This is a genomic window from Micromonospora rosaria, from assembly GCF_001567585.1.
In the GTDB taxonomy this organism is placed as follows: domain Bacteria; phylum Actinomycetota; class Actinomycetes; order Mycobacteriales; family Micromonosporaceae; genus Micromonospora; species Micromonospora rosaria.
The window spans coordinates 1-21,044 of sequence record NZ_LRQV01000126.1; the positions used below are offsets into that span (position 1 = coordinate 1).

Here is a 21,044-nt window from a genome sequence, read left to right on the forward strand (position 1 = left end):
CGGCGCGCAGGGCGGCGGCCAGCCGGTCCCGGACCGCCGTCTGGGCCGCGATCCGGGCGTCGAGCACCGCCAGGCGGGCCAGCCCGACCCGGATGCCCTCCGGTGCCGGTGCGGCGCTGGTCAGGTCGCCGTCCAGGCAGGGCAGGAACGCCCGGACGTCGTCGAGGGTGAGGCCGGCGACGAGCAGGTGTCGGATGTTGCGGACCCGGGTCACGGTGGCCTCCGGATAGCTGCGGTACCCGTTGGCCGACCGGTGCGCCTCGATCAGCCCGTGCTGCTCGTAGTGGCGCAGCGCGCGGGGCGTGCTGCCGGTGCGGCGGGCCAGCTCCCCGATCCGCAGCCACCGCGCCGGGGCACCGCCGGTCCCGTCCGCTCCCGCCCCGCCGATGATCCGCCCCGATCCCACCCGGTGGTGTCTCCGCCCCGGGCCCCGGCCACCGAGGTCCGGTCGCGCCCCGCTCAGGCGACCACGGCGCCGCCGTCGACCGGCAGCACCACGCCGGTGACGAAGGCGGCCTCCGGGGCGCAGAGCTGCTGGATCGCCCACGCTACCTCCTCGGGGCGGCCGATCCGCCCGGCCGGGGTGCGCGCGAGCTGCCACCGGCGTACTCCGTCCCGCTGCTGCGGGGTGAGCCCCTGGTGCTCGCCGATCGGGGTGTCCACCGCGCCGGGCGCCACCGCCACCACCCGTACCCCGCGTGCGGCCAGCTCCACCGCCCAGCTCCGGGTCAGCGAGTCGAGGGCGGCCTTGGTGGCCGCGTACACCGAGCTGCCCGGCCAGCCGCGCTGCCCGACGGCGGTGGTGACGTTCACCAGGACGCCCCGGGAGGCGGTCAGCGCCGGGAGGGCCGCGCCGGCCAGCAGCACCGGCGCGACCAGGTTCGTGGCGAGTTGCCGGCCGACCTGGTCGGCCCGGATGCCGTCGAGCGGGGTGGCGCCCGCCACGCCGGCGTTGTTGACCAGGACGTCGAGCCGGCCGAACCGGTCCAGCGCGTACCGGATGATCCGGTCGGGGCCGTCGACCGCCGTGACGTCCGCGACCAGCGGAGTGACCAGCGGGTGACCGGCGGCGGTCGCCGCGAGGGGCGCGTCCCGGCGACCGACCGCGACGACCCGGGCGCCGTCGCGGCCGAACCCCCGGGCGGTGGCGCGTCCGATACCGGTACCCGCGCCGGTGACCACGACGACGCGTGGTGGTGTGTGTTCCATCCGCCGATCGTGCGACCCTGCCGTCAGTGGCAGGGTCAAGCCCGGGTGGCCCGGGGGCTCACTTCAGCGGGTCGTGCCCCCAGTTCATCAACGACCAGCGCCACCGGGTGTCCCGGACGTCGCCGGAGGGGCGCTGCGCCATGTGCCGGTGCACGTACCCGACCACCTTGCGCATGTGCTTGTAGTCGTTCTCGGTCAACTCGTCGCGCTTGCGCCGCAACAGGTCGATGATCCGCCGGCCGGAGGCGTGCCCGACCGACTCGCCGCCCCGGGTGCCCTTCTTCAGCCAGCCGACGTGCTTGGACTCGTCGCTCTCCAACCACCGGGACAGCTCGCCCGGGGTCATGTTCACCGCCTCGGTGAACTCGCGGTAGGTGTCCCGACCCTGGTCACGAGGGCTCATGGCGCAGCGCCTCCGGCCGGTGGGCGACGTCGCGGCCCGAGTGGTCGTTGCGGATGCGGTACTGCGGCTGCTCCGGGGACGCGTCCACCGCCCGCCCCCGGACATGGGTACGCTCGGTCAACTCCTCTTTGATGACGCCGTGTCCCCGGCCGCTGTGGCTGGCCCAGGAGACGTGGTCGCCCTTGCGGAACCTCTGCTCGGCCATGTCCCGCGGGTACCCGGCAGGGCGGGTCGGAAACGGTCCCCGGCCAGGGGCCGATCGGGGCTACGGGGTGATCGCGGCGACCGGCAGCTTGAGCTCGAACGGCTCGGTCAGCTCGACGACGTCGGCGCTGTCGGCGACCAGTTCGTACTGCGGCACCCCGGCGGGGCCGGGCTGTCGACCCAGCCGGTACGCATACACGTGCACCGGGTCCTGCTCGATCCGCCAGTAACAGGGAATGCCGACGGCGGCGTACTCGCCGGGCTTGGCGAACCGGTCGGTCCACCGAGTACCCGGGGAGACGATCTCCACGGCCAGGGCGACGTCCGCCGGCCGCAGCAGGGACCGGTCGGGCGCCACTCCGGCCCGGCGAAGCAGGACGTCCGGCTGCCGGCTGGTGTTCGCCGAGAGCGCCACCCCGACCGCCTGCGAGGCGCGGAGGTGCTCCGGGGCGTGGTCGGCCAGCCAGCGCCAGAGAAGACTGGAAATGTCCTGGTGGCCCAGGGTGGGGGAGGGTGTCACCTGGATGACTCCGTCGACGAGTTCGACGCGGGGTGCGTCGTCCGGCAGGGTGAGCAGGTCGTCCAGTGTGTAATCCGCACGCTGCTGCCGGATCGGGTCCGGACACCAGGGGCCAGGTGGTGTCGGGATCGGCTCGGCGCTCACCGGCCCAGGGTAACCCCGGGGTGGCCGGGCGCGGTCGCACCGTGGGTGCGACGGGTCACGGGGCGGGCTTCTCGGTGACGAAGATGGCGGTGCCGGGGAAGAGCCGGCCGCGCAGGGGGCTCCACTGCCCCCAGATCCCCTCGTGCCCCGCCGGCCACTCCGGCTCCACCAGGTCCACCAGGCGGAACCCGGCGCCGACGAGTTCCCGGATCCGGTCGCCGAGGGTGCGGTGCTGCTCGACGTAGGTCGGCACCCCGGCGGCGTCCTGCTCCACGTACGGGTCGCGGTCGAAGTAGGAGTGGACCGCCCGCAGGCCGCCCTCGCCCGGGTCGTCGAGGAAGATCCACCGCATCGGGTGGGTGACCGAGAAGACCCACCGGCCGCCGGGACGCAGCACCCGGTGCACCTCCCGCAGCAGCGCGGCCGAGTCGGCCACGAACGGGATCGCCCCGAACGCGGTGCAGGCGGTGTCGAAGGCGGCGTCGGCGAAGGGCAGCGCCAGCGCGTCGGCCTGCACCAGCGGTACCCGTACCCCGGTGCGGTCGGCGGCCTGCGCGGCGTGGCGCAACATGCCGGCGGAGAGGTCCATGGCGACCACCCGGGCGCCCTGGGTGGCCAGCCAGCGGGCGGCGGCGGCGGCCCCGCACCCGACCTCCAGCACCCGCTGGCCGGCGACCTCGCCGAGGAGCCGGGCGTCGGCCTCGCGCAGCCGTTCGGGGCACCAGACGAAGTCCACGTCGCCGAGGAACGCCCCGTGCTCGGCCTGGTAGTCGTCGGCGTCCGCGTCCCACCAGGCCCGGTTGGCGTGGCGGCTCTCCGCGTCGGTCACCGGGCGGCGCAGCACCCCCGGCTCGCCGGTCCCGGCGTCGACGCCGGCGCTGCCGGTGGGTGTGTCGTTCACCGCGGCAGTCTAAGCGCCCGCCCCGCCCCCGCCACCGTCCGCGGTGTCCGCTGTACCCTGGTGGTCCCCTCCCGCCCGCGGGTCGGCGCCGGCCGGGGGATTTTCCGCCCGGGGAGGCCCTGACCGGGGCAAAGGTGGCGCCGGATCGCGAAAGCGGGCGGGATCACGTACCCCCGGGGCTTGCACGCTGTGGTAATGAGCACGGTAGGGTAGTGGATGCGCTCGCGGATCGTGTGCCTCGGCAGGGAGCAGGTGTGCGGTCACCGGAGCCACCAATGATCTTCTTACGGTGATCTTTCGGTGTGTCCGGTGGCAAATCCGTTGGCGCGAACAGGTCACCGCGCGACACCCGCCTGCTGTGACACACCATCCGACCGGAGCAACCGCCCACATGACGAGCAGCATCGAGGCCCCCTCGAGCGCCAACAAGGTCACCGTCGACGACCTCGGTTCCGAGGAGGCTTTCCTCGCCGCGATCGACGAGACCATCAAGTACTTCAACGACGGCGACATTGTCGAAGGCACCGTCGTCAAGGTCGATCGGGACGAGGTCCTGCTCGACATCGGCTACAAGACCGAGGGCGTCATCCCCTCTCGGGAGTTGTCGATCAAGCACGACGTGGACCCGGCCGAGGTCGTTTCGGTGGGTGACCACATCGAGGCCCTTGTCCTCCAGAAGGAGGACAAGGAGGGGCGCCTGATCCTCTCGAAGAAGCGCGCGCAGTACGAGCGGGCGTGGGGCACGATCGAGAAGATCAAGGACGAGGACGGCGTCGTCCGCGGTTCGGTCATCGAGGTGGTCAAGGGTGGCCTCATCCTCGACATCGGGCTGCGCGGCTTCCTCCCCGCCTCGCTGGTCGAGATGCGGCGGGTGCGTGACCTGCAGCCGTACGTCGGGCGGGAGCTCGAAGCCAAGATCATCGAGCTGGACAAGAACCGCAACAACGTGGTCCTGTCCCGCCGGGCCTGGCTGGAGCAGACCCAGTCCGAGGTGCGCACCGAGTTCCTCAACAAGCTCCAGAAGGGGCAGGTCCGCAAGGGCGTCGTCTCCTCGATCGTCAACTTCGGCGCGTTCGTCGACCTCGGCGGCGTGGACGGTCTGGTGCACGTCTCCGAGCTGTCCTGGAAGCACATCGACCACCCGTCCGAGGTCGTCGAGGTGGGCCAGGAGGTCGAGGTCGAGGTCCTGGACGTCGACCTGGACCGCGAGCGGGTCTCGCTGTCGCTGAAGGCGACCCAGGAGGACCCGTGGCGGCAGTTCGCCCGCACCCACGCGATCCAGCAGATCGTGCCGGGTAAGGTCACCAAGCTGGTGCCGTTCGGCGCGTTCGTCCGGGTCGACGACGGCATCGAGGGCCTGGTCCACATCTCCGAGCTGGCCGAGCGCCACGTGGAGATCCCGGAGCAGGTCGTCCAGGTCGGCTCCGAGGTCATGGTCAAGGTCATCGACATCGACCTGGAGCGTCGCCGGATCTCGCTCTCGCTCAAGCAGGCCAACGAGGGCTTCGTCGAGGGCGAGGAGCACTTCGACCCGACCCTCTACGGCATGGCCGCCGAGTACGACGACCAGGGGAACTACAAGTACCCCGAGGGCTTCGACCCGGAGACCGGCGAGTGGCTCGAGGGCTACGAGAAGCAGCGCGAGGAGTGGGAGCAGCAGTACGCCGAGGCGCGTCAGCGCTGGGAGGCCCACACCAAGCAGGTGCAGAACTCCCGGGCCGCCGACGCCGAGGCCGCCGCGAACCCGGCCCCGGCCGTCACCGGTGGTGGCACCACCACCTCGACCTCGTCGGCCCCGAGCCGGCAGGCCGAGGAGCCGTCGGGCACCCTCGCCACCGACGAGGCGCTCGCCGCGCTGCGGGAGAAGCTCGCCGGCGGCAAGTGAGCCGCTGACGGGCGCTCGCCCCGCCGAGCAGCACACGGGCCCCGCCCGACGATCCGGTCATCCGGACGTCGCGGCGGGGCCCGGCCCGTTTTCCGCGCCGACCGGACGCCCGCCTCCGCGCCGACCGGACGCCCGCCTCCGCACCCCGGGTTGGCGGGGCGGTGATGATCGGGTTGACTGGTGGGGTGCTGCGGGTGGGATTGACCGGGGGGATCGGTTCGGGCAAGAGCGCCGTGGCGCGGCGCCTGGCGGACCTCGGCGCGGTGGTCGTCGACTCCGACCGGATCGCCCGCGAGGTGGTGGCGCCGGGCAGTGAGGGGCTCGCCGAGGTGGTGGCCGCCTTCTCCGACCGGGTGCTCGCTCCCGACGGCAGCCTCGACCGGGCCGCGCTGGGCGCGCTGGTCTTCACCGACGAGGCGGCCCGCCGCCGGCTGGAGGGGATCACCCACCCCCGGGTCCGGGCCCGTAGCGCCGACCTGGTCGCCTCGGCCGCCCCCGACGCAGTCGTGGTCAACGACGTGCCGCTGCTGGTCGAGGTGGGGCTCGCGCCGACGTACCACCTGGTGGTGGTGGTCCAGACGGACGTGGCGGTCCGGCTCGACCGACTGGCCCGCGACCGGGGGATGAGCCGGGCGGAGGCCCAGCGGCGGATCGCCGCCCAGGCCGACGACGAGCGCCGCCGGGCCGCCGCCGACGTGCTGCTCACCAACGACACCACCCTCGACGACCTGCACGCGCAGGTGGACGCGCTGTGGCGGGACCGGCTGCGGCCGTACGAGGAGAACGTGCGGCACCGGCGGGCGGTCCGGACCCGGCGGGTGGTGCTGACCGAACCCGACCCGACCTGGCCGCAGCAGTACGCCCGGCTCGCCGCCCGGATCCGGCACGCGCTCGCCCCCGCCGACCCGCGCGTCGACCACATCGGCTCCACCGCCGTCCCCGGCCTGGCCGCCAAGGACGTCATCGACATCCAGCTCACCGTGCCGTCCCTCGCCGACGCGGACGCCCTCGCCGACCGGCTCGCCGACGCCGGCTTCCCCCGGTTCCCCGGGCAGTGGTGGGACACGCCCCGCCCGGCCGGCAGCGGTCGGTGGGAGAAACGGCTGCACGGCAGCGCCGACCCCGGCCGCCCGGTGCACCTGCACGTCCGCCCGGCGGACGGACCGGGCTGGCGGTACGCCCTGCTCATGCGCGACCACCTGCGGGCCGACCCCGACCAGCGGGCCGCGTACCTGGTGCTCAAGCGGGACCTGGCCGCCGTCGCCCCGGACGCCGGGGCGTACGCCACGGCGAAGGACCCGTGGTTCGACGAGGAGCATCTGCGCGCCGAGCAGTGGGCGACGCAGACCGGCTGGCGGCCCTGACCGGTGCGGCCGGCGGTCGCGGTCAGGTCTCCGCTGCGGTGGGTGGGGACAGGCGCGGCACCGGGCCGGGGGTCAGGTCGAGCTGTGCCCAGGTACCGGCCGAGGTGCGCAGTTCCAGCCGGCGGAGCAGGCCCTCGCGGTCGATCCAGTACCGCACCGGGGCCGGGTCGGTGCGGACCTCGATGACGTCGACGGTGCGTCCGGCCAGCCGCTCGTCACGCAGCCGTAGCGCCGTGGCGCGGGGCGGGTCCGGGTCGCCCGCCCGCAGCGTCGTCTGGACCAGCCGGTCCAGGTCGGCGGGAGCGGGGCGGGCGCGCTGCCAGCCGGTCCGTGGGGGCGGCAGCGGCGGCCGGGCGGGCGCCTCGACGTCGTCGTCGGGGCCGGTCGCGGTCCGCTCCGTCCGGCTGGTGCCGGTGGGGTCGGTGCGCAGCAGCGTCCGCCGCTCGGGGGCGCCCAGCTCGGCGACGGCGAGGTAGGTGACCGGTCCGGTCCAGCTCAGCCAGCCGGCGGCGCGCAGGTTGGCCGACGGGCCGAGCGGGGCGGTCACGGTCACGGTGGCCCCTTTCGTGGCCCGGAGCCGGGCCGGCAGCAGCGCCAACCGGTGCCGTTCGGCCGTGGTGAGCCGGCGGGGCAACCCGGCCCGGCCGCCCAGGGCGGCCACGGGCCGCAGCACCGGCCGGTCCGCGCGGTGCAGGTCCACGGTCACCGGTACGCCGTCCCCGGCGCCGGTGGGCAGGTGGACGTCGAGCCGGCGCAGCCGGCCGTCGTGGCCCACCCGGTACCGCGCCCGGTCGGTCCCGGCCGCGGCCCGGCTGGGCCGATCGGTGGTGGGAGTGCCGCCGGCGGGCTGCGCGGTGGGGTTGGGGCCCCTCGGTTCGGGAGCCGGGGCCGAGAGGACGTCCACCGGTACGCCGGCGGTGGTCTCCGTCCCGTGCCAGCGGGCGCTGCCGGCGACGCCCGGTTCCGTCCGGTCGGTGGACAGCGCGAAGAGCAGGTCGAGCAGCGGGCCCAGGGCGGGGGTGTGCGCGCGGTCGCGCAGCCGCCACCGGTCGGCCGGCGGCACCAGGGGAGGCGGGGCCGGGGTGGGGGCCGCCGTCGGGTCCGGGCGGGTCAGCACCAGCGTCGGGGTGGCCTGGAGCAGCCCCCGGTCGGCTCCGGCGCCGGGGCCGCCGACGTCGAGGTAGAGCAGGGGGCGGGCCCAGTCGACCCAGCCGAGCAGGTCGACCCGGGCGGCCCCGGTACCGACGGTGATCCGCAGCCCCAGCCGGACGTCGCGGTGGTTGGTGACCCGCATCGCGGCGAACCGTTGCGCCTCGGCGGCGGTCAGCGCCCGGTCCGGTGCCGGCTGGTCGGGTACCCCGGTGAGCAGCACCGCCACCAGCGCGGTCGCGGAGGTGACGGCGGTCGCGCCGAGTAGCAGCAGGGTCCGCCGTCGGCGGCGGAGCCGGGCTGCGGGCGGGGCCGGCGGGCCGGGGTCGCCGGCCGGGCCGACACCGTCCTGGCTGGCCGGGGGCGTGGCCGGGGCACTCCGGCCGGATCTGGTCACGCAGGGTTGAACGGCCGGGATGCGTGGGGGTGACGTGCGCGGGAGGGTGACAGGCAAGGGGCGCTCGCGGCGACCGGTCTGCGCCTGCAGCGCGACCGCCTGGTGCGCACGCCGGGATGAACCGGGTGCTGCGACCCTGCGCCGGGGGCGGGCGGCCGATGAGGCGCGGCCCGCCGGCCCGGTCGGCCGCCGCGAGCGGCCTACGCCCTATACCCTAGCGCGGTGAAATGTGCCACACAATGGAAATATTGAAGCCGATCACTAACCGTCCGTAGTGGTCCCAGGCTGTCGGACCCCCGGCGTACCGTTGCTGTCATGGCGCTCGACATTCCCCGGCTCGACGGCCGTTTCCAGGTCGTCAGCGACTTCCAGCCGGCCGGCGACCAGCCGGCGGCGATCGACGACCTGGAGCGGCGGGTCCGCCGTGGCGACCGGCACACCGTGCTGCTCGGCGCCACCGGCACCGGCAAGAGCGCGACCACCGCCTGGCTGGTCGAGCGCCTGCAACGGCCCACCCTGGTGCTGGCCCCCAACAAGACGCTCTGCGCCCAGTTGGCCAAGGAGTTCGGCGAGCTGCTCCCGCACAACGCGGTGGAGTACTTCGTCTCCTACTACGACTACTACCAGCCCGAGGCGTACATTCCGCAGACCGACACCTACATCGAAAAGGACTCCTCGATCAACGAGGAGGTCGAGCGGCTGCGGCACTCGGCGACCATGTCGCTGCTCACCCGCCGGGACGTGATCGTGGTGGCCACGGTCTCGGCGATCTACGGGCTGGGCACCCCGGAGGAGTACCTCGACCGGGCCGTCCGGGTCGCGGTCGGGCAGGAGCTGGACCGCGACCAGTTGCTGCGCCGGCTGGTCGACATCCAGTACACCCGCAACGACATGGCCTTCCAGCGGGGCACCTTCCGGGTCCGGGGGGACACGCTGGAGATCATCCCGGCGTACGAGGAGATGGCGGTCCGGGTCGAGCTGTTCGGCGACGAGGTGGAGAAGCTGTACTACCTCAACCCGCTCACCGGTGACGTGGTCCGCGAGGTCGACAGCCTGATGATCTTCCCGGCGACGCACTACGCGGCCGGCCCCGAGCGGATGGAGCGGGCGGTCCGCGACATCGAGACCGAGCTGGCCGAGCGCCTGGCCGAGCTGGACCGGCAGGGCAAGCTGCTGGAGGCGCAGCGGCTGCGGATGCGCACCACGTACGACATCGAGATGATGCGGCAGGTCGGCTTCTGCTCCGGCATCGAGAACTACTCCATGCACATCGACGGCCGGCTCCCCGGCAGCCCGCCGCACTGCCTGCTCGACTACTTCCCCGACGACTTCCTCACCGTCATCGACGAGTCGCACGTGACCATCCCGCAGATCGGCGGTATGTACGAGGGTGACGCCTCACGCAAGCGGATGCTGATCGACCACGGCTTCCGGCTGCCCAGCGCGGCCGACAACCGGCCGCTGCGCTTCGACGAGTTCCTGGAGCGGGTCGGGCAGATGGTCTTCCTGTCGGCCACCCCCGGCTCGTGGGAAATGGAGCACGCCCAGGGCGAGTACGTCGAGCAGGTGATCCGCCCGACCGGCCTGGTCGACCCGGAGGTCGTGGTCAAGCCCACCAAGGGCCAGATCGACGACCTGATGCACGAGATCCGGCTCCGCACCGAGCGGGACGAGCGGGTGCTGGTCACCACGCTGACCAAGAAGATGGCCGAGGACCTGTCGGACTACCTGCTGGAGAACGGCATCCGGGTGCGGTACCTGCACTCCGAGGTCGACACCCTGCGCCGGGTGGAGCTGCTGCGCGAGCTGCGCAAGGGCGACTACGACGTGCTGGTCGGCATCAACCTGCTCCGGGAGGGCCTGGACCTGCCCGAGGTGTCGCTGGTGGCGATCCTGGACGCCGACAAGGAGGGCTTCCTGCGCAGCGGCCGGTCGCTGATCCAGACCATCGGCCGGGCCGCCCGGAACGTCTCCGGTCAGGTCCACATGTACGCCGACAAGATCACTCCGTCGATGGCCGAGGCGATCGAGGAGACCAACCGGCGGCGGGCCAAGCAGACCGCGCACAACGAGGCGCACGGGATCAGCCCGGAGCCGCTGCGCAAGAAGATCCACGACATTCTCGACGACATCTACCGCGAGGCGGAGGACACCGAGGCCAGCCGGATCGGCGGCGCGGCCCGACAGCTCTCCCGGGGCAAGGCGCCGGTCAAGGAGACCCGCAGCCGGGCCGGCCGGCCCGCCGCCACCCCGGCCCGGGAGGGTATGGCCCGCGCCGACCTGGCGCAGCTCATCCAGGAACTCAACGACCAGATGCTCGCCGCCGCCCGGGAGTTGCAGTTCGAGCTGGCCGCCCGGATCCGCGACGAGGTCGCCGAGCTGAAGAAGGAACTGCGCGGCATGGACGCCGCCGGGGTGCGGTGAGCGCCGCCGGGGCGCCCTCGGACCCCGGCCCCGCCCCGTCCCCGGTGCTGGCCGTTGGCGGCCCGCCCCCGCCGGCTGGTGCCGCTGCCTCCCCGGGTCCGTTCGACGTGGTGCTGGGTCACCCGGACGCCCGGCTGCGTCCCTTCGTCGACCGGTACGTGGGCTACCGGGAGTGGGCCCTGCGGCCGTCGGTGCGCCGGCAGGCCGCCGGCGCCTTCGTGGTGCTCATCCTCGGCTGGGGCGCGCCCCTGGACGTCGTCGACCCCCGGTGCGCCACGCGCGGGGCGTACCGGGTGGACTCCTTCGTCGCCGGGACCTTCGACGGGTACTGCACCACCCGGACGGTCGGCGTCGGGCTGGGCGTGGAGCTGCTGCTCGCGCCGCTGGCCGCGCGCCGGATCCTCGGCGTACCGCTGGGGGAGCTGACCAACCGCGCGGTGGCGGTGGAGCAACTGCCCGGCGGGTGGCTGGCCCGGCTGCGGGAGCGGGTGGCCGAGACGCCCGACTGGCCCGGCCGGTTCCGGCTGCTCGACGCGGCCCTGGCCGGGCGGCTGGCCGCCACCGCGCCGGTCGACCCGCGCCTGGAGTGGGCGTGGCGTCGGCTCTCCGGGGCCGCCGCCCCGGCTGTGGGCGCACCGGCCGGCGGCCCGGAGACGGGCCCCGCAGCGGCTGGCGACCGGGAGACGGGACCCGGCCCTGCGCCGGCCGGTGGCCGGGAGGCGGGCCCACCCGGCGGCGGAACGGTCGGGCCGGCCGGGGGCAGGCGGACCACCGGCCCACCCGACGGTGCGGTGGTCGGGCCGGTCGGCGTCGGGGCGCTCGCCGACGAGCTGGGCTGGAGCCGCCGGCACCTGGCGGCCACGTTCCGCCGGGAGGTCGGGCTGCCGCCGAAGGTGACCGCCCGCCTGCTGCGGTTCGCCCGGGCCCACGCGGCGCTCACCGCCGACCGGCCGCCTGGGACGGCGGCACCCGCCGGGGCCGAGGTGGCCGCCCGGTACGGCTACAGCGACCAGTCCCACCTGATCCGGGAGTTCCACGAGTTCGCGGGGGTGACCCCGGCGACCCTGCTCAGGTCACATTCGTCCAATCCCGGCTGAGGGGCGGGCGGCCAGAATCGGGGCATGCGAACCCTGTACCCGATCTTCACGTACCCCGACCCCCGGGCCGCCATCGACTGGCTCTGCACGGCGTTCGGGTTCACGGTGCACGTGGTGCACGCCACCCCCGACGGTGCGGTCGCGCACGCCGAACTGGCCCTCGGTGACGGCATGATCATGGTCGGCGGCCGGTCCCGGCCGCGACCGCGCCCCGCCGACGACGACTGGTCGGTCTACGTCGCGCTGGACGAGATCGACCAGCACAGCGCCCGGGCCCGGGCCGCCGGCGCCGAGATCGTCCGGGAACCCACCGACACCGACTACGGCTCGCGGGAGTACGCCGCGCGGGACCTCGACGGGAACGTCTGGTCGTTTGGGACGTACCGGCCGTGACGGGGCAGGGCACGACCATCCCGACACGTCCCAGTAGCTAACAGCAAGTGAAGTATTGCCCTGAGTGACCGAGCTGGCTAGTCTCCCTCGTGGGGAGGCCGGATGCCGTTGCCAACGAGTCCTGTCATTCGCCGTGCCCGGCTGGGCGCGGAGTTGCGTCAGTTACGCCGACACGCGGCGCTCACCCTGGAGCAGGTGTGCGACCGGCTCGGCTGGGCGTCCACCTCCAAGCTGTCCCGGATCGAGCTGGGGCAGAGCCGGCCGGACCTGGCCGACGTCCTCGACCTGCTGGACGTCTACCACGTGCCGGCGCCCCAGCGGGACGCGCTGATCGTGATCGCCCGGGACGCGGCGACCGGCCGGGGCTGGTGGAAGTCGCTCAGCGAGATGGGGGAGCGGCAACGCACCTACGCCGAGCTGGAGGCCGGCGCGGCGACCATCGTGGAGTACCAGCCGGCGCTGGTGCCCGGCCTGCTCCAGACGCCCGCGTACGCCCGGCTGTGGATCGAGGCGGGCCGGCTGGTCAACCCCGAGGTGGACGTGGACGCCGACGTGCGGGCGCGGGCCGCCCGGCAGGAGGTGCTGCGCCGGGCGCACCCGCCCCGGTACACGGCGCTGCTCGCCGAGGCGGCCTGCGACCCGGCCGGCCTGCCGGCGGAGGTGTGGCGGGAGCAGGTGCAGCACCTGGTCGACCTGGCCGGCCAGCCGAACGTCACGGTCCGGGTGCTCCCCCCGGAGGCCACGCTGCGCGCCGGGCCGCACCCGTTGACCCCGTTCTCCTGCTACTCGTTCCCGGATCCCGCCGATCCGCGCACCGTGATGCTGGAGACCCTCACCGCCGACGTGCGGCTGGTCACCGAGGCCGACGTCGACCGGTACGAGCGGGTGGTCGACCACCTGGCGGCGGTCGCGGTGGACGAGGCGGGCAGCGCGGCGTTGCTGCGCGACCGGTTGGCCCGGGCGGTCGAGGGCACCGTCCGGTAACCGCGTCCACACCGACCGTCCCCGGCCGGGCCGACCGGCGACGGCGGCTCACCGGTACCGGTGGAAACCGCCCTCCGAGTCGATCACCTGACCGGTGATCCACCCCGCCTCCGGTGCGCAGAGGAACCGGACCAGCCGGGCGGCGTCCTCCGGGGTGCCCCAGCGTCCCCCGGGGAACAGCTCCGCCACGGCGGCGTGCGCCTCCGGCGGGGCGTAACCGGTGTCGGTGGGCCCCGGGTTCAGGCAGTTGACGGTGATGCCCCGGGGCATCAGCAGTGGCGCGAGCTGGACGGTGAGGTTCTCCACCCCGGCCTTGCTGGCCGCGTAGGCCAACTCCGTCGGCATCGGGCCGAGACGCTGCCCACTGGAGAAGAGCACCAGCCGGCCACCGGTGCCGGCGGTGAACGCCGCGTCGAACGCCTCGGCGAGCAGCAGCGTGGCCCGGACGTTGACCAGCAGGTGCCGGTCGATCTCGGCGGCGTCGAGGGCCCCGAGCAGGGTCTGGGTGGAGTACGCGTGCACGGCCACCACGGCGTCGAGCCGGCCGTACCGACGGACCGCCTCGGTGACCAGCGCGCCGGGGGCGGCCGGGTCGAGCAGGTCGGCCGGGACGTGGACCGCCGCGTCGCCCAGTTCGGCGGTGAGCGCGGGGACGCCGTCGGGATCCCCGCCGTAGGGCTGCGCGTCGTCGTAGGCCGGCAGGCCGGTGAGGAGCAGCCGGTACCCCTCGGCGGCCAGCAGCCGGGCCACGGCGGCCCCGATGCCGGCCCGCCGGCTCACTCCGGTCACCAGGACGACCCGATCAGTCACGACTGCCAGCCAACCCGATCGTGCCGGCCCCGGCCACCGAATATGCCGCCCCCCGACGGCGCTGTGCCGCCCTGGTGGGCAGATCGCCGGCGTGAGTGGCTGGGTGGTTGCGGGTGGCTGGGCTGCGCGGGTGGCTGGGTGGTGCGGGTGGAGGGGTGGTGCGGTCACCGGACCCGACGGCCCCGAGCCCGCCGGGGCCGGTGGCCGCCGACGGGACCGTACCCCGGGGGTCCGACAAAACCCCATGGGGCGACGGAGCCGCCAACCGTGGAACGACGAAGCCCCGGCCGGGACGTCAGGCCGGGACGTCGAGGAAGTGCTCGACCGAGGGCGGGCCGGCGAAGTGCGGCCCGATCAGGGAGCGCCACTGCTGGAACCGCTCGGTGGCGCGGAAGTTCTCCTCGTGCGCCTCGACCGAGTCCCACTCGACCAGCAGCACGAACCGGGTGGGGGACTCGATTCCCCGGGTCATCCGGACCGACCGGCAGCCGGGGGTGCCGGCGAGCACCGGATGACCCTGGCCGTACGCGGCGACGAAGGCCTCCTCGTGTCCGGGCAGTACGTCGATGAGCGCGACCTCAAGCACCATGCCGGAAGCCTCGCACACGCCCCGCCTGCCGGGGCACCGGGGCGCGTGGGTCGCCGCCCCGCAGGTCACCCCTGACACCTAGCCTCCTAGGATGCCGAAGGGGTGGTGCGGCCCGGCATAGGTGTGGCCGGTATCGCGGGGACCGGGGTACCCACAGCGCCAGCGGTGGTGAACAATGGCGGCCGAGGAGGGGAGTATTCCCCCGACGCGACGGGTTCGTCAGCACGGTCGACCGCCAGCCGGCGCCGACCCGGGCCCGCCGGCCGCCGGCTCGCCGAGCCGGCGGCGGAAGAGACCTCCGACAGTCACCAGAGCTGGTCCTGGGTGTGGTCACCCCCTTCGGGGTGCGGCGTCCGGCCCGGCCTGTCTGCCGGAGGGTGAACGTGAACGTGTCCGCGTGGGTGTGGCTGGTGTCACTGGCCGTGCTGGTCGTGGTACTGGTGGTCGATCTGCTGATCATCGGGCGCCGGCCGCACGAGCCGAGCATCCGGGAGTCCAGCACCTGGACCGCCGTCTACATCGGGCTCGCCATCCTCTTCGGCCTGGGGCTCTGGGCCGTTGCGGGCGCCGGCCCGGCGGGGGAGTTCTTCACCGGGTACGTCACCGAGAAGAGCCTCTCGGTGGACAACCTCTTCGTCTTTGTGATCATCATGTCCCGCTTCGCGGTACCCCGGGTGTACCAGCAGAAGGTGCTGATGATCGGCATCATCCTGGCGCTGGTGATGCGCGGCGCGTTCATCGCCGCCGGCACCGCGCTGATCTCCCAGTTCTCCTGGGTGTTCTACATCTTCGGGGCGTTCCTGATCTACACCGCGGTCAACCTGGCCCGGCAGGGCGAGCCGGACGAGGACGAGTTCAAGGAGAACGTCCTGATCCGGTGGAGCCGCCGGGCGCTGCCCATCTCGCGGGACTACCACGACGGGACGATGACCACCCGGGAGAACGGCCGGCGGCTCTTCACCCCGATGCTGATCGTGATGATCGCCATCGGCACCACCGACCTGATCTTCGCGCTGGACTCGATCCCGGCGATCTTCGGCATCACCCAGGAGCCGTACCTGGTCTTCACCGCGAACGTGTTCGCGCTGATGGGGCTGCGGCAGCTCTACTTCCTCCTCGGCGGCCTGCTCGACCGGCTGGTCTACCTGAGCTACGGCCTGGCCGTGGTGCTCGGCTTCATCGGCGTCAAGCTGGTGCTGGAGGCTCTCGCCGACAACCGGTTGGGGTTCATCAACGGTGGCGAGCCGGTCGGCTGGGCGCCGCACATCCCGATCTGGCTCTCCCTGTCGGCCATCCTCGGCACCCTCGCGGTGGCCACCGTGGCCAGCCTGATCAAGTCGAACCGGGACCGCCGCCGCGCGGTGGTCGAGGCCGGCTCCTGAGGTACGCCCGCCGGTCGTCGGCACCGGCGGGGACGCCGTGGACCCGGGTTGGCCGGGGCCACGGCAGGCAGGCCCGGGGCGGGCACCGGCGCGCGGGACCGCGGAGCCCGGAGGCACAGGACAACAGCACGCCGGAGTACGGTGCGCCGGAGTACGGGGCATGGAGCGGGGAGGCCGCGTGGGCGGGCGGGACGACTGGACGTTGGTGGGCGCGCCGAACGCGCGGGACCTCGGTGGGCTGGTCGGTGCCGACGGCCGTCGGGTCCGTACCGGGCGGCTGATCCGGACCCCGGCGCTGGGCCGGCTGACCGACGAGGACCTGACCGTGCTGGACGGCCTGCGGGTGGCCTGCGTGGTGGACCTGCGGGACGACTCGGAGCGGGTGGCCGGGCCGGTGGAGCGGCTGCCCGGCACGCCCCGGGTGGTCCGGCTGCCGGTCTTCGACCCGACGCACCCGGTCTTCACGTCCGTGGCGGCGGTGCTGCTCGGGCACGACCTGACCGCGCAGCCGGCGCTGGCCCGGGAGGGTGGCCCGGCGGCGATGACGGCGGTCTACCGGTGGTTCGTCACCGGGGAGTCGGCCCGGGCCGGCTTCGGCGCGGCGGTCCGGCTGGCCGCCCGGTCGGCGCACCTGCCGCTGCTGTTCCACTGCACCGCCGGCAAGGACCGCACCGGCTGGTTGGCGGTCGTCCTGCTCACCGCGCTCGGGGTGGACGAGGCGGCGATCCGCGCGGACTACCTGCGGAGCAACGAGGCGACGGCGAGCCTGCAGGAGGTGTTCCTGACGGCGTTGCGGGGCCGGCAGCCGGCGCTGGCGGAGGCGGCGGTCCGGCCGTTGCTGGAGGTGCGCCCGGAGTACCTGGACGCGGCGTACGACGAGGTGCGCCGGGTGCACGGCTCGTTCGCCGGGTACCTGCGGGACGGGCTGGGCGTGGACGACGCCACGGTCGCGGCGCTGCGCGCGCACCTGCTCGACTGAGCGCGCCGACGGGCGAGTCGGCCTTGCGGGGGCGGCGGTCAGGGCAGGTGGTGCCGGGCGGCCCAGGCGGCGGCGGAGACCTCGGCGACCAGGGCGCAGGCGTCGACATCCCGGCTCGCCGCCGGGTCGACGGTGGTGCAGACCACCACCAGGTACGGCGGCGCGTCGGTGGGGTAGACCACCCCGGCGCCGTGCCGGATGCCCCGGACCCAGCCGCTCTTGTGCGCGATCCGGGTGCCGTCGGGCAGCCCGGCGGCGAGGTCATCCCGGTGTTCCTGGGCGGCCAGCACGTCGAGCATGGCGGCGCAGGCGGCGGGGGCGGCCAGTGGGCCGGGTCGGGTGGCGCCGGTGGCGAGCGCGTCGAGCAGGGCGGCGAGGTCGGCGGCGGTGACCAGGTTGGTGGTGCCGGCCTCCCGGGCGGCGAAGTCCTCGATGCCCCGGCCGGTGACGCTGTGCCGGGCGCCGGCCGCCGTCCACACCCGGTCGACGGCGGGCAGGCCGACGTGGGCGAGGACGATGTTGGTGGCGAGGTTGCTGGAGCGGACGATCATCCGTTCGGCGAGCCAGCGCAGTGACGCCCGGTCGCCGAGGCGCTGCCAGACCGCGTCGTCGTTGTCGAAGGTACGGGCGCAGGTGAACCGGGGGGCGCCCGGTCGGGCCGAGGCGAAGTCGTTGACCACGGGCACCGGTGCGTCCAGGTCGAGCGGGGTGGTGGCCGGTGCCCGGTCGGGGTCGGCGGCCCGGTGCAGGGCGGCCAGGACGGCGATCTTCATGGTGCTGGCCGCGTAGTGGGTGGCGTCGGGGTGCCGGGCCCAGGCGGGGGTGGCGTCGAGCCGGCCGACGTACGCCGACACGGTGCCGGGTACCGCGTCGAGCCGTCGGTCCAGCGCGGCCCAGTCCGGTGGACGCGGCGGGGCCCCGCCGGGTGGTGGGGCCCCCGTCATCGCGTACCTCAGCTGGCGTGCTTGCGGCGGGCGGTGGCGCGGGCCCGCTGGGTCTGGTCGAGGGTCACCTTGCGGATGCGGACGGCGGCCGGGGTGACCTCGACGCACTCGTCCTCGCGGCAGAACTCCAGCGCCTGCTCCAGGGAGAGCTTGCGCGGCGGGATGAGCTTCTCGGTCTCGTCGGCCGTGGAGGAGCGCATGTTGGTGAGCTTCTTCTCCTTGGTGATGTTGACATCCATGTCGTCGGAGCGGGAGTTCTCCCCGACGATCATGCCCTCGTAGACCTCGGTGCCGGGCTCGACGAAGAGCTGGCCGCGCTCCTGGAGGTTGGTCATGGCGAAGGCGGTGACGCTGCCTGCGCGGTCGGCGACCAGGGAGCCGTTGTTGCGGGTGCGCAGCTCCCCGAACCAGGGCTCGTAGGACTCGAAGACGTGGTGCAGGATGCCGGTGCCCCGGGTCTCGGTGAGGAACTCGGTGCGGAAGCCGATCAGGCCGCGCGCCGGCACCAGCCACTCCATCCGGATCCAGCCGGTGCCGTGGTTGACGAGCTGCTCCATCCGGCCCTTGCGGGTGGCCAGGAGCTGGGTGATCGCGCCGAGGTAGTCGTCGGGGGAGTCGATGGTGAGTCGCTCGACCGGTTCGCAGGTCTTGCCGTCGATCTCCCGGGTGACCACCTGGGGCTTGCCGACGGTCAGCTCGAAGGACTCCCGGCGCATCTGCTCGACCAGGATGGCCAGGGCCAGCTCGCCACGGCCCTGCACCTCCCAGGCGTCGGGGCGCTCGGTGGGCAGGACCCGCAGCGAGACGTTGCCGATCAGCTCCTTGTCGAGGCGGTCCTTGACCATCCGGGCGGTGACCTTGGCGCCCTTGACCCGGCCGACCAGCGGGGAGGTGTTGGTGCCGATGGTCATCGAGATGGCCGGCTCGTCCACGGTGATCAGCGGCAGCGGCTGGGGGTTCTCGGCGTTGGCCAGGGTCTCCCCGATCATGATCTCGGGGATGCCGGCGACGGCGATGATGTCGCCGGGGCCGGCGGAGTCGGCGGGCTTGCGCTCCAGGCCCTCGGTCATCAGCAGCTCGGAGATGCGGACCCGCTGGGTGCTGCCGTCGGTGCGGCACCAGGCGACGGTCTCGCCCTTGCGGATGGTGCCCTGCCGGACCCGGCACAGCGCGAGCCGGCCGAGGAACGGGGAGGCGTCGAGGTTGGTGACGTGCGCCTGGAGCGGGGCGTCGGCCTCGTACGCGGGCGGCGGGATGGTGTCGAGCAGGGTCCGGAACAGCGGCTCCAGGGAGCTGCTGTCGTCGGGTACGGAGCCGTCGGCGGGCTGGGTCAGCGAGGCGATGCCGTCGCGGGCGCAGGCGTAGACGATCGGGAAGTCGATCTGCTCCTCGTCGGCGTCGAGGTCGAGGAAGAGCTCGTAGGTGTCGTCGACGACCTCCTTGATCCGGGCGTCGGGGCGGTCCACCTTGTTGATCACGAGGATGATCGGCATCCGGGCCTTGAGGGCCTTGCGGAGCACGAAGCGGGTCTGTGGCAGCGGGCCCTCGCTGGCGTCGACCAGGAGCACCACCCCGTCGACCATGGTCAGGCCCCGCTCGACCTCGCCGCCGAAGTCGGCGTGACCGGGGGTGTCGATGATGTTGATGGTGACCGGGTCCGAGCCGTCGGCCGGCAGGTACCGCACGCCGGTGTTCTTGGCGAGGATGGTGATGCCCTTCTCGCGTTCGAGGTCCATCGAGTCCATCACCCGCTCGGTCACCTCGCCCCGGGCGCCGTAGGCGCCGGCCTGCCGCAACATGGCGTCGACCAGGGTGGTCTTGCCGTGGTCGACGTGAGCGATGATGGCGACGTTACGGAGGTCGGTGCGAAGCTGCATGGGGCCATCCTCCCGCCTGCTCGGATCAGGGACCGCGTCGGGGTCACCCCCGGGTTCGTCCCGGATCCTGCCGGAACCGGTGTCGTGGTGGTGTCGACGGCTGGCATGCTGACCGCGTGATGCGAGAGCCGTCGTGCACGACCTATTGAACTCCCTGCAGGACCTTCCCGCCCCCCTGATCTACCTGCTCGCCGCGGTGTTGGTGGCGGCGGAGACGGCGGTGATCTTCGGGTTGGTGCTGCCGGCGGAGGCGACCCTGCTGCTGGTGGGGTTCCTCACGTACACCGGCACGCTGCGCCTGGGGCCGGCGTTGCTGGTGATGATTCTCGCCGCCGTGACGGGCGACACGGTGGCGTTCCGGGCGGGGCGCCGGTACGGGCCGAGGTTGCGGGCGGGTGGGTTCGGTGCCCGGGTCGGGGCCGCCCGGTGGGAGCGGGCGGACGCGATGCTGGGCCGGCTGGGCGGGCGGGGGGTGTTCGTCGCCCGGTGGGTGGCGTTCGCCCGGACGCTGCTGCCCCGGCTGGCCGGGGCGGGTGGGATGCCGTACCGGCGGTTTCTGCCGTGGAACGTCGCCGGGGTGGTGACCTGGGTGGGCGGGTCGGTGCTGGTCGGGTACCTGGCCGGGGAGTCGTACGAGACGGTGTCGCGGCTGTTGGGGCGGGCCACCGGGGCGTTGCTGGTGCTGCTGGTCTGCCTGGTGGCGATCGTGGTGGCGGGGCGGTGGCTGGGCCGTAACCCGGATCCGGTGCGCGCGTTGTGGTCGCGGGCCGGTGCGCTGCCGCCGGTGCGCTGGCTGCGGGACCGGCACGGGGTGCTGTTCTTCCTGGTGGCCATGCGGGTCGGGCCGGCGTGGACGTTGTTGCTGAACCTGGCCGCCGGGCTGGTGCTGCTGTTCGGGGCGGGGTTCGCGGTGACCTGGTTGCTGGACGCGGTGGTGGAGCAGAGCGGGCTGGGGCTGGTGGACGGGGCCATCGCCGCCTGGTTCGCCGACCGGCGTACCCCGGACGCGGTCGACGTCACGTTCGCGGTGGTGTCGGTGCTGCGCGGCTCGGTGCTGATCGTGGTGGTGGCGTTGGTGGCGGCGGTGCTGGCGTGGCGGCACCGGCCGTGGCGGGGGGACCTGCTCAGTGTGCTCGGCACGGCCGGGGCGTTCCTGCCGCTGGTGGTGCTGGCGGTGGCTGCGGACCTGACCGGGGTGGGCGAGGACAGCGCGGTGTTCCCGACCCAGGGGGCGGTGGTCACCGCGGGCCTGTGCACGCTGGCCTGGCTGCTGTCGCGGGGGGCCCGGTGGCCGGTGGCGGTGGCGCTCTGGACGGCCGCGGTGGTCGGGGTGGTCGGGATCGGTGGGGCCCGGCTCTACCTGGGGTGGGGGTCGGCCAGTGGGGCGGT

19 protein-coding genes and 1 pseudogene are annotated in these 21,044 nt (G+C 73.9%); 9 read left to right on the forward strand and 11 right to left on the reverse strand.

Annotation, left to right across the window (positions count from 1 at the left end):
- From AWW66_RS25460 to AWW66_RS25485, 6 genes and pseudogenes are all read right to left on the reverse strand, one after another.
- Positions 1-406 (reverse strand): MerR family transcriptional regulator (locus AWW66_RS25460; protein ID WP_245648482.1); only part of this gene is annotated, 406 nt, incomplete at its 3' end.
- A gap of 53 nt (positions 407-459) precedes the next feature.
- On the reverse strand, positions 460-1,209 hold the full coding sequence (locus AWW66_RS25465; protein WP_067371277.1) for an SDR family NAD(P)-dependent oxidoreductase: 750 nt from the start codon (positions 1,207-1,209) through the stop codon (positions 460-462).
- Between the two features lie 61 nt (positions 1,210-1,270).
- Positions 1,271-1,612, reverse strand: a pseudogene (locus tag AWW66_RS25470) (DUF3140 domain-containing protein); the annotation flags it as partial.
- Complete coding sequence (locus AWW66_RS25475; protein ID WP_067371282.1) at positions 1,599-1,817, reverse strand: hypervirulence associated TUDOR domain-containing protein; 219 nt, start codon at positions 1,815-1,817, stop codon at positions 1,599-1,601. The gene AWW66_RS25475 and the pseudogene AWW66_RS25470, both read right to left, overlap by 14 nt.
- Before the next feature lie 60 nt (positions 1,818-1,877).
- Entirely contained in the window at positions 1,878-2,480 is a 603-nt protein-coding gene (locus AWW66_RS25480) for a Uma2 family endonuclease (protein WP_245648483.1), read from the reverse strand.
- Positions 2,481-2,535: 55 nt separating this feature from the next.
- The gene (locus tag AWW66_RS25485; RefSeq protein ID WP_083978938.1) at positions 2,536-3,381 is read right to left on the reverse strand and encodes a class I SAM-dependent methyltransferase; all 846 of its coding nucleotides are present in this window, start codon (positions 3,379-3,381) and stop codon (positions 2,536-2,538) included.
- 289 nt (positions 3,382-3,670) lie between these two features.
- Between AWW66_RS25485 and rpsA the strand changes: the two genes are divergently transcribed.
- Together rpsA and coaE are read left to right on the forward strand one after the other, a co-directional pair.
- Positions 3,671-5,266: a 30S ribosomal protein S1 gene (gene rpsA / locus AWW66_RS25490; RefSeq protein WP_067371284.1), complete on the forward strand. Its 1,596-nt coding sequence runs from the start codon at positions 3,671-3,673 to the stop codon at positions 5,264-5,266.
- Between the two features lie 185 nt (positions 5,267-5,451).
- Positions 5,452-6,630, forward strand: a complete 1,179-nt coding sequence (gene coaE, locus AWW66_RS25495; protein WP_067371286.1) for a dephospho-CoA kinase — start codon at positions 5,452-5,454, stop codon at positions 6,628-6,630.
- A 22-nt stretch (positions 6,631-6,652) separates the two neighbouring features.
- Here the strand turns inward: coaE and AWW66_RS25500 are convergent, their stop codons facing one another.
- On the reverse strand, positions 6,653-8,176 hold the full coding sequence (locus tag AWW66_RS25500; RefSeq protein WP_157527924.1) for a hypothetical protein: 1,524 nt from the start codon (positions 8,174-8,176) through the stop codon (positions 6,653-6,655).
- Between the two features lie 315 nt (positions 8,177-8,491).
- On the opposite strand from AWW66_RS25500, the gene uvrB reads away from it, so the two are divergent.
- The 4 genes from uvrB (at position 8,492) to AWW66_RS25520 (ending at position 13,074) form a co-directional block, all read left to right on the forward strand.
- The gene (uvrB, locus tag AWW66_RS25505; RefSeq protein WP_067371288.1) at positions 8,492-10,600 is read left to right on the forward strand and encodes an excinuclease ABC subunit UvrB; all 2,109 of its coding nucleotides are present in this window, start codon (positions 8,492-8,494) and stop codon (positions 10,598-10,600) included.
- Positions 10,601-10,707: 107 nt separating this feature from the next.
- Entirely contained in the window at positions 10,708-11,697 is a 990-nt protein-coding gene (locus tag AWW66_RS35655) for a helix-turn-helix domain-containing protein (RefSeq protein ID WP_245648484.1), read from the forward strand.
- A gap of 24 nt (positions 11,698-11,721) precedes the next feature.
- The gene (locus tag AWW66_RS25515; RefSeq protein WP_067371292.1) at positions 11,722-12,090 is read left to right on the forward strand and encodes a VOC family protein; all 369 of its coding nucleotides are present in this window, start codon (positions 11,722-11,724) and stop codon (positions 12,088-12,090) included.
- Positions 12,091-12,192: 102 nt separating this feature from the next.
- Positions 12,193-13,074 carry a helix-turn-helix domain-containing protein gene (locus tag AWW66_RS25520; RefSeq protein ID WP_067371294.1) on the forward strand — a complete coding sequence of 294 codons (882 nt, stop codon included), beginning with the start codon at positions 12,193-12,195 and terminating at the stop codon, positions 13,072-13,074.
- A gap of 48 nt (positions 13,075-13,122) precedes the next feature.
- Here AWW66_RS25520 and AWW66_RS25525 read toward each other — a convergent pair whose 3' ends face one another.
- Both AWW66_RS25525 and AWW66_RS25530 read right to left on the reverse strand, forming a co-directional pair.
- Positions 13,123-13,884, reverse strand: a complete 762-nt coding sequence (locus tag AWW66_RS25525) for an SDR family oxidoreductase (protein ID WP_067371296.1) — start codon at positions 13,882-13,884, stop codon at positions 13,123-13,125.
- A gap of 295 nt (positions 13,885-14,179) precedes the next feature.
- Complete coding sequence (locus AWW66_RS25530) at positions 14,180-14,473, reverse strand: antibiotic biosynthesis monooxygenase family protein (protein ID WP_067371298.1); 294 nt, start codon at positions 14,471-14,473, stop codon at positions 14,180-14,182.
- Between the two features lie 383 nt (positions 14,474-14,856).
- Here AWW66_RS25530 and AWW66_RS25535 point away from each other — a divergent pair, with 383 nt between their 5' ends.
- Both AWW66_RS25535 and AWW66_RS25540 read left to right on the forward strand, forming a co-directional pair.
- Positions 14,857-15,855 carry a TerC family protein gene (locus tag AWW66_RS25535; RefSeq protein ID WP_067371310.1) on the forward strand — a complete coding sequence of 333 codons (999 nt, stop codon included), beginning with the start codon at positions 14,857-14,859 and terminating at the stop codon, positions 15,853-15,855.
- 178 nt (positions 15,856-16,033) lie between these two features.
- Complete coding sequence (locus tag AWW66_RS25540) at positions 16,034-16,834, forward strand: tyrosine-protein phosphatase (RefSeq protein WP_067371300.1); 801 nt, start codon at positions 16,034-16,036, stop codon at positions 16,832-16,834.
- Between the two features lie 38 nt (positions 16,835-16,872).
- On the opposite strand, the gene AWW66_RS25545 is transcribed toward AWW66_RS25540, so the two are convergent.
- Both AWW66_RS25545 and typA read right to left on the reverse strand, forming a co-directional pair.
- Positions 16,873-17,778 carry a serine hydrolase gene (locus tag AWW66_RS25545; protein WP_067371301.1) on the reverse strand — a complete coding sequence of 302 codons (906 nt, stop codon included), beginning with the start codon at positions 17,776-17,778 and terminating at the stop codon, positions 16,873-16,875.
- An 8-nt stretch (positions 17,779-17,786) separates the two neighbouring features.
- The gene (typA, locus tag AWW66_RS25550) at positions 17,787-19,655 is read right to left on the reverse strand and encodes a translational GTPase TypA (RefSeq protein WP_067371303.1); all 1,869 of its coding nucleotides are present in this window, start codon (positions 19,653-19,655) and stop codon (positions 17,787-17,789) included.
- 133 nt (positions 19,656-19,788) lie between these two features.
- On the opposite strand from typA, the gene AWW66_RS25555 reads away from it, so the two are divergent.
- On the forward strand, positions 19,789-21,044 hold a 1,256-nt coding region (locus AWW66_RS25555; RefSeq protein ID WP_067371313.1), incomplete at its 3' end, for a DedA family protein.

What these genes read in the sequence shown, in the direction of transcription:
- uvrB (WP_067371288.1), top strand. Translation starts at nt 8,492, where the DNA reads ATGGCGCTCGACATTCCCCGGCTCGACGGCCGTTTCCAGGTCGTCAGC.
- AWW66_RS25475 (WP_067371282.1), bottom strand. Translation starts at nt 1,817, where the DNA reads ATGGCCGAGCAGAGGTTCCGCAAGGGCGACCACGTCTCCTGGGCCAGC.
- AWW66_RS25530 (WP_067371298.1), bottom strand. Translation starts at nt 14,473, where the DNA reads ATGGTGCTTGAGGTCGCGCTCATCGACGTACTGCCCGGACACGAGGAG.
- AWW66_RS25465 (WP_067371277.1), bottom strand. Translation starts at nt 1,209, where the DNA reads ATGGAACACACACCACCACGCGTCGTCGTGGTCACCGGCGCGGGTACC.
- AWW66_RS25515 (WP_067371292.1), top strand. Translation starts at nt 11,722, where the DNA reads ATGCGAACCCTGTACCCGATCTTCACGTACCCCGACCCCCGGGCCGCC.
- typA (WP_067371303.1), bottom strand. Translation starts at nt 19,655, where the DNA reads ATGCAGCTTCGCACCGACCTCCGTAACGTCGCCATCATCGCTCACGTC.
- AWW66_RS25520 (WP_067371294.1), top strand. Translation starts at nt 12,193, where the DNA reads ATGCCGTTGCCAACGAGTCCTGTCATTCGCCGTGCCCGGCTGGGCGCG.
- AWW66_RS25545 (WP_067371301.1), bottom strand. Translation starts at nt 17,778, where the DNA reads ATGACGGGGGCCCCACCACCCGGCGGGGCCCCGCCGCGTCCACCGGAC.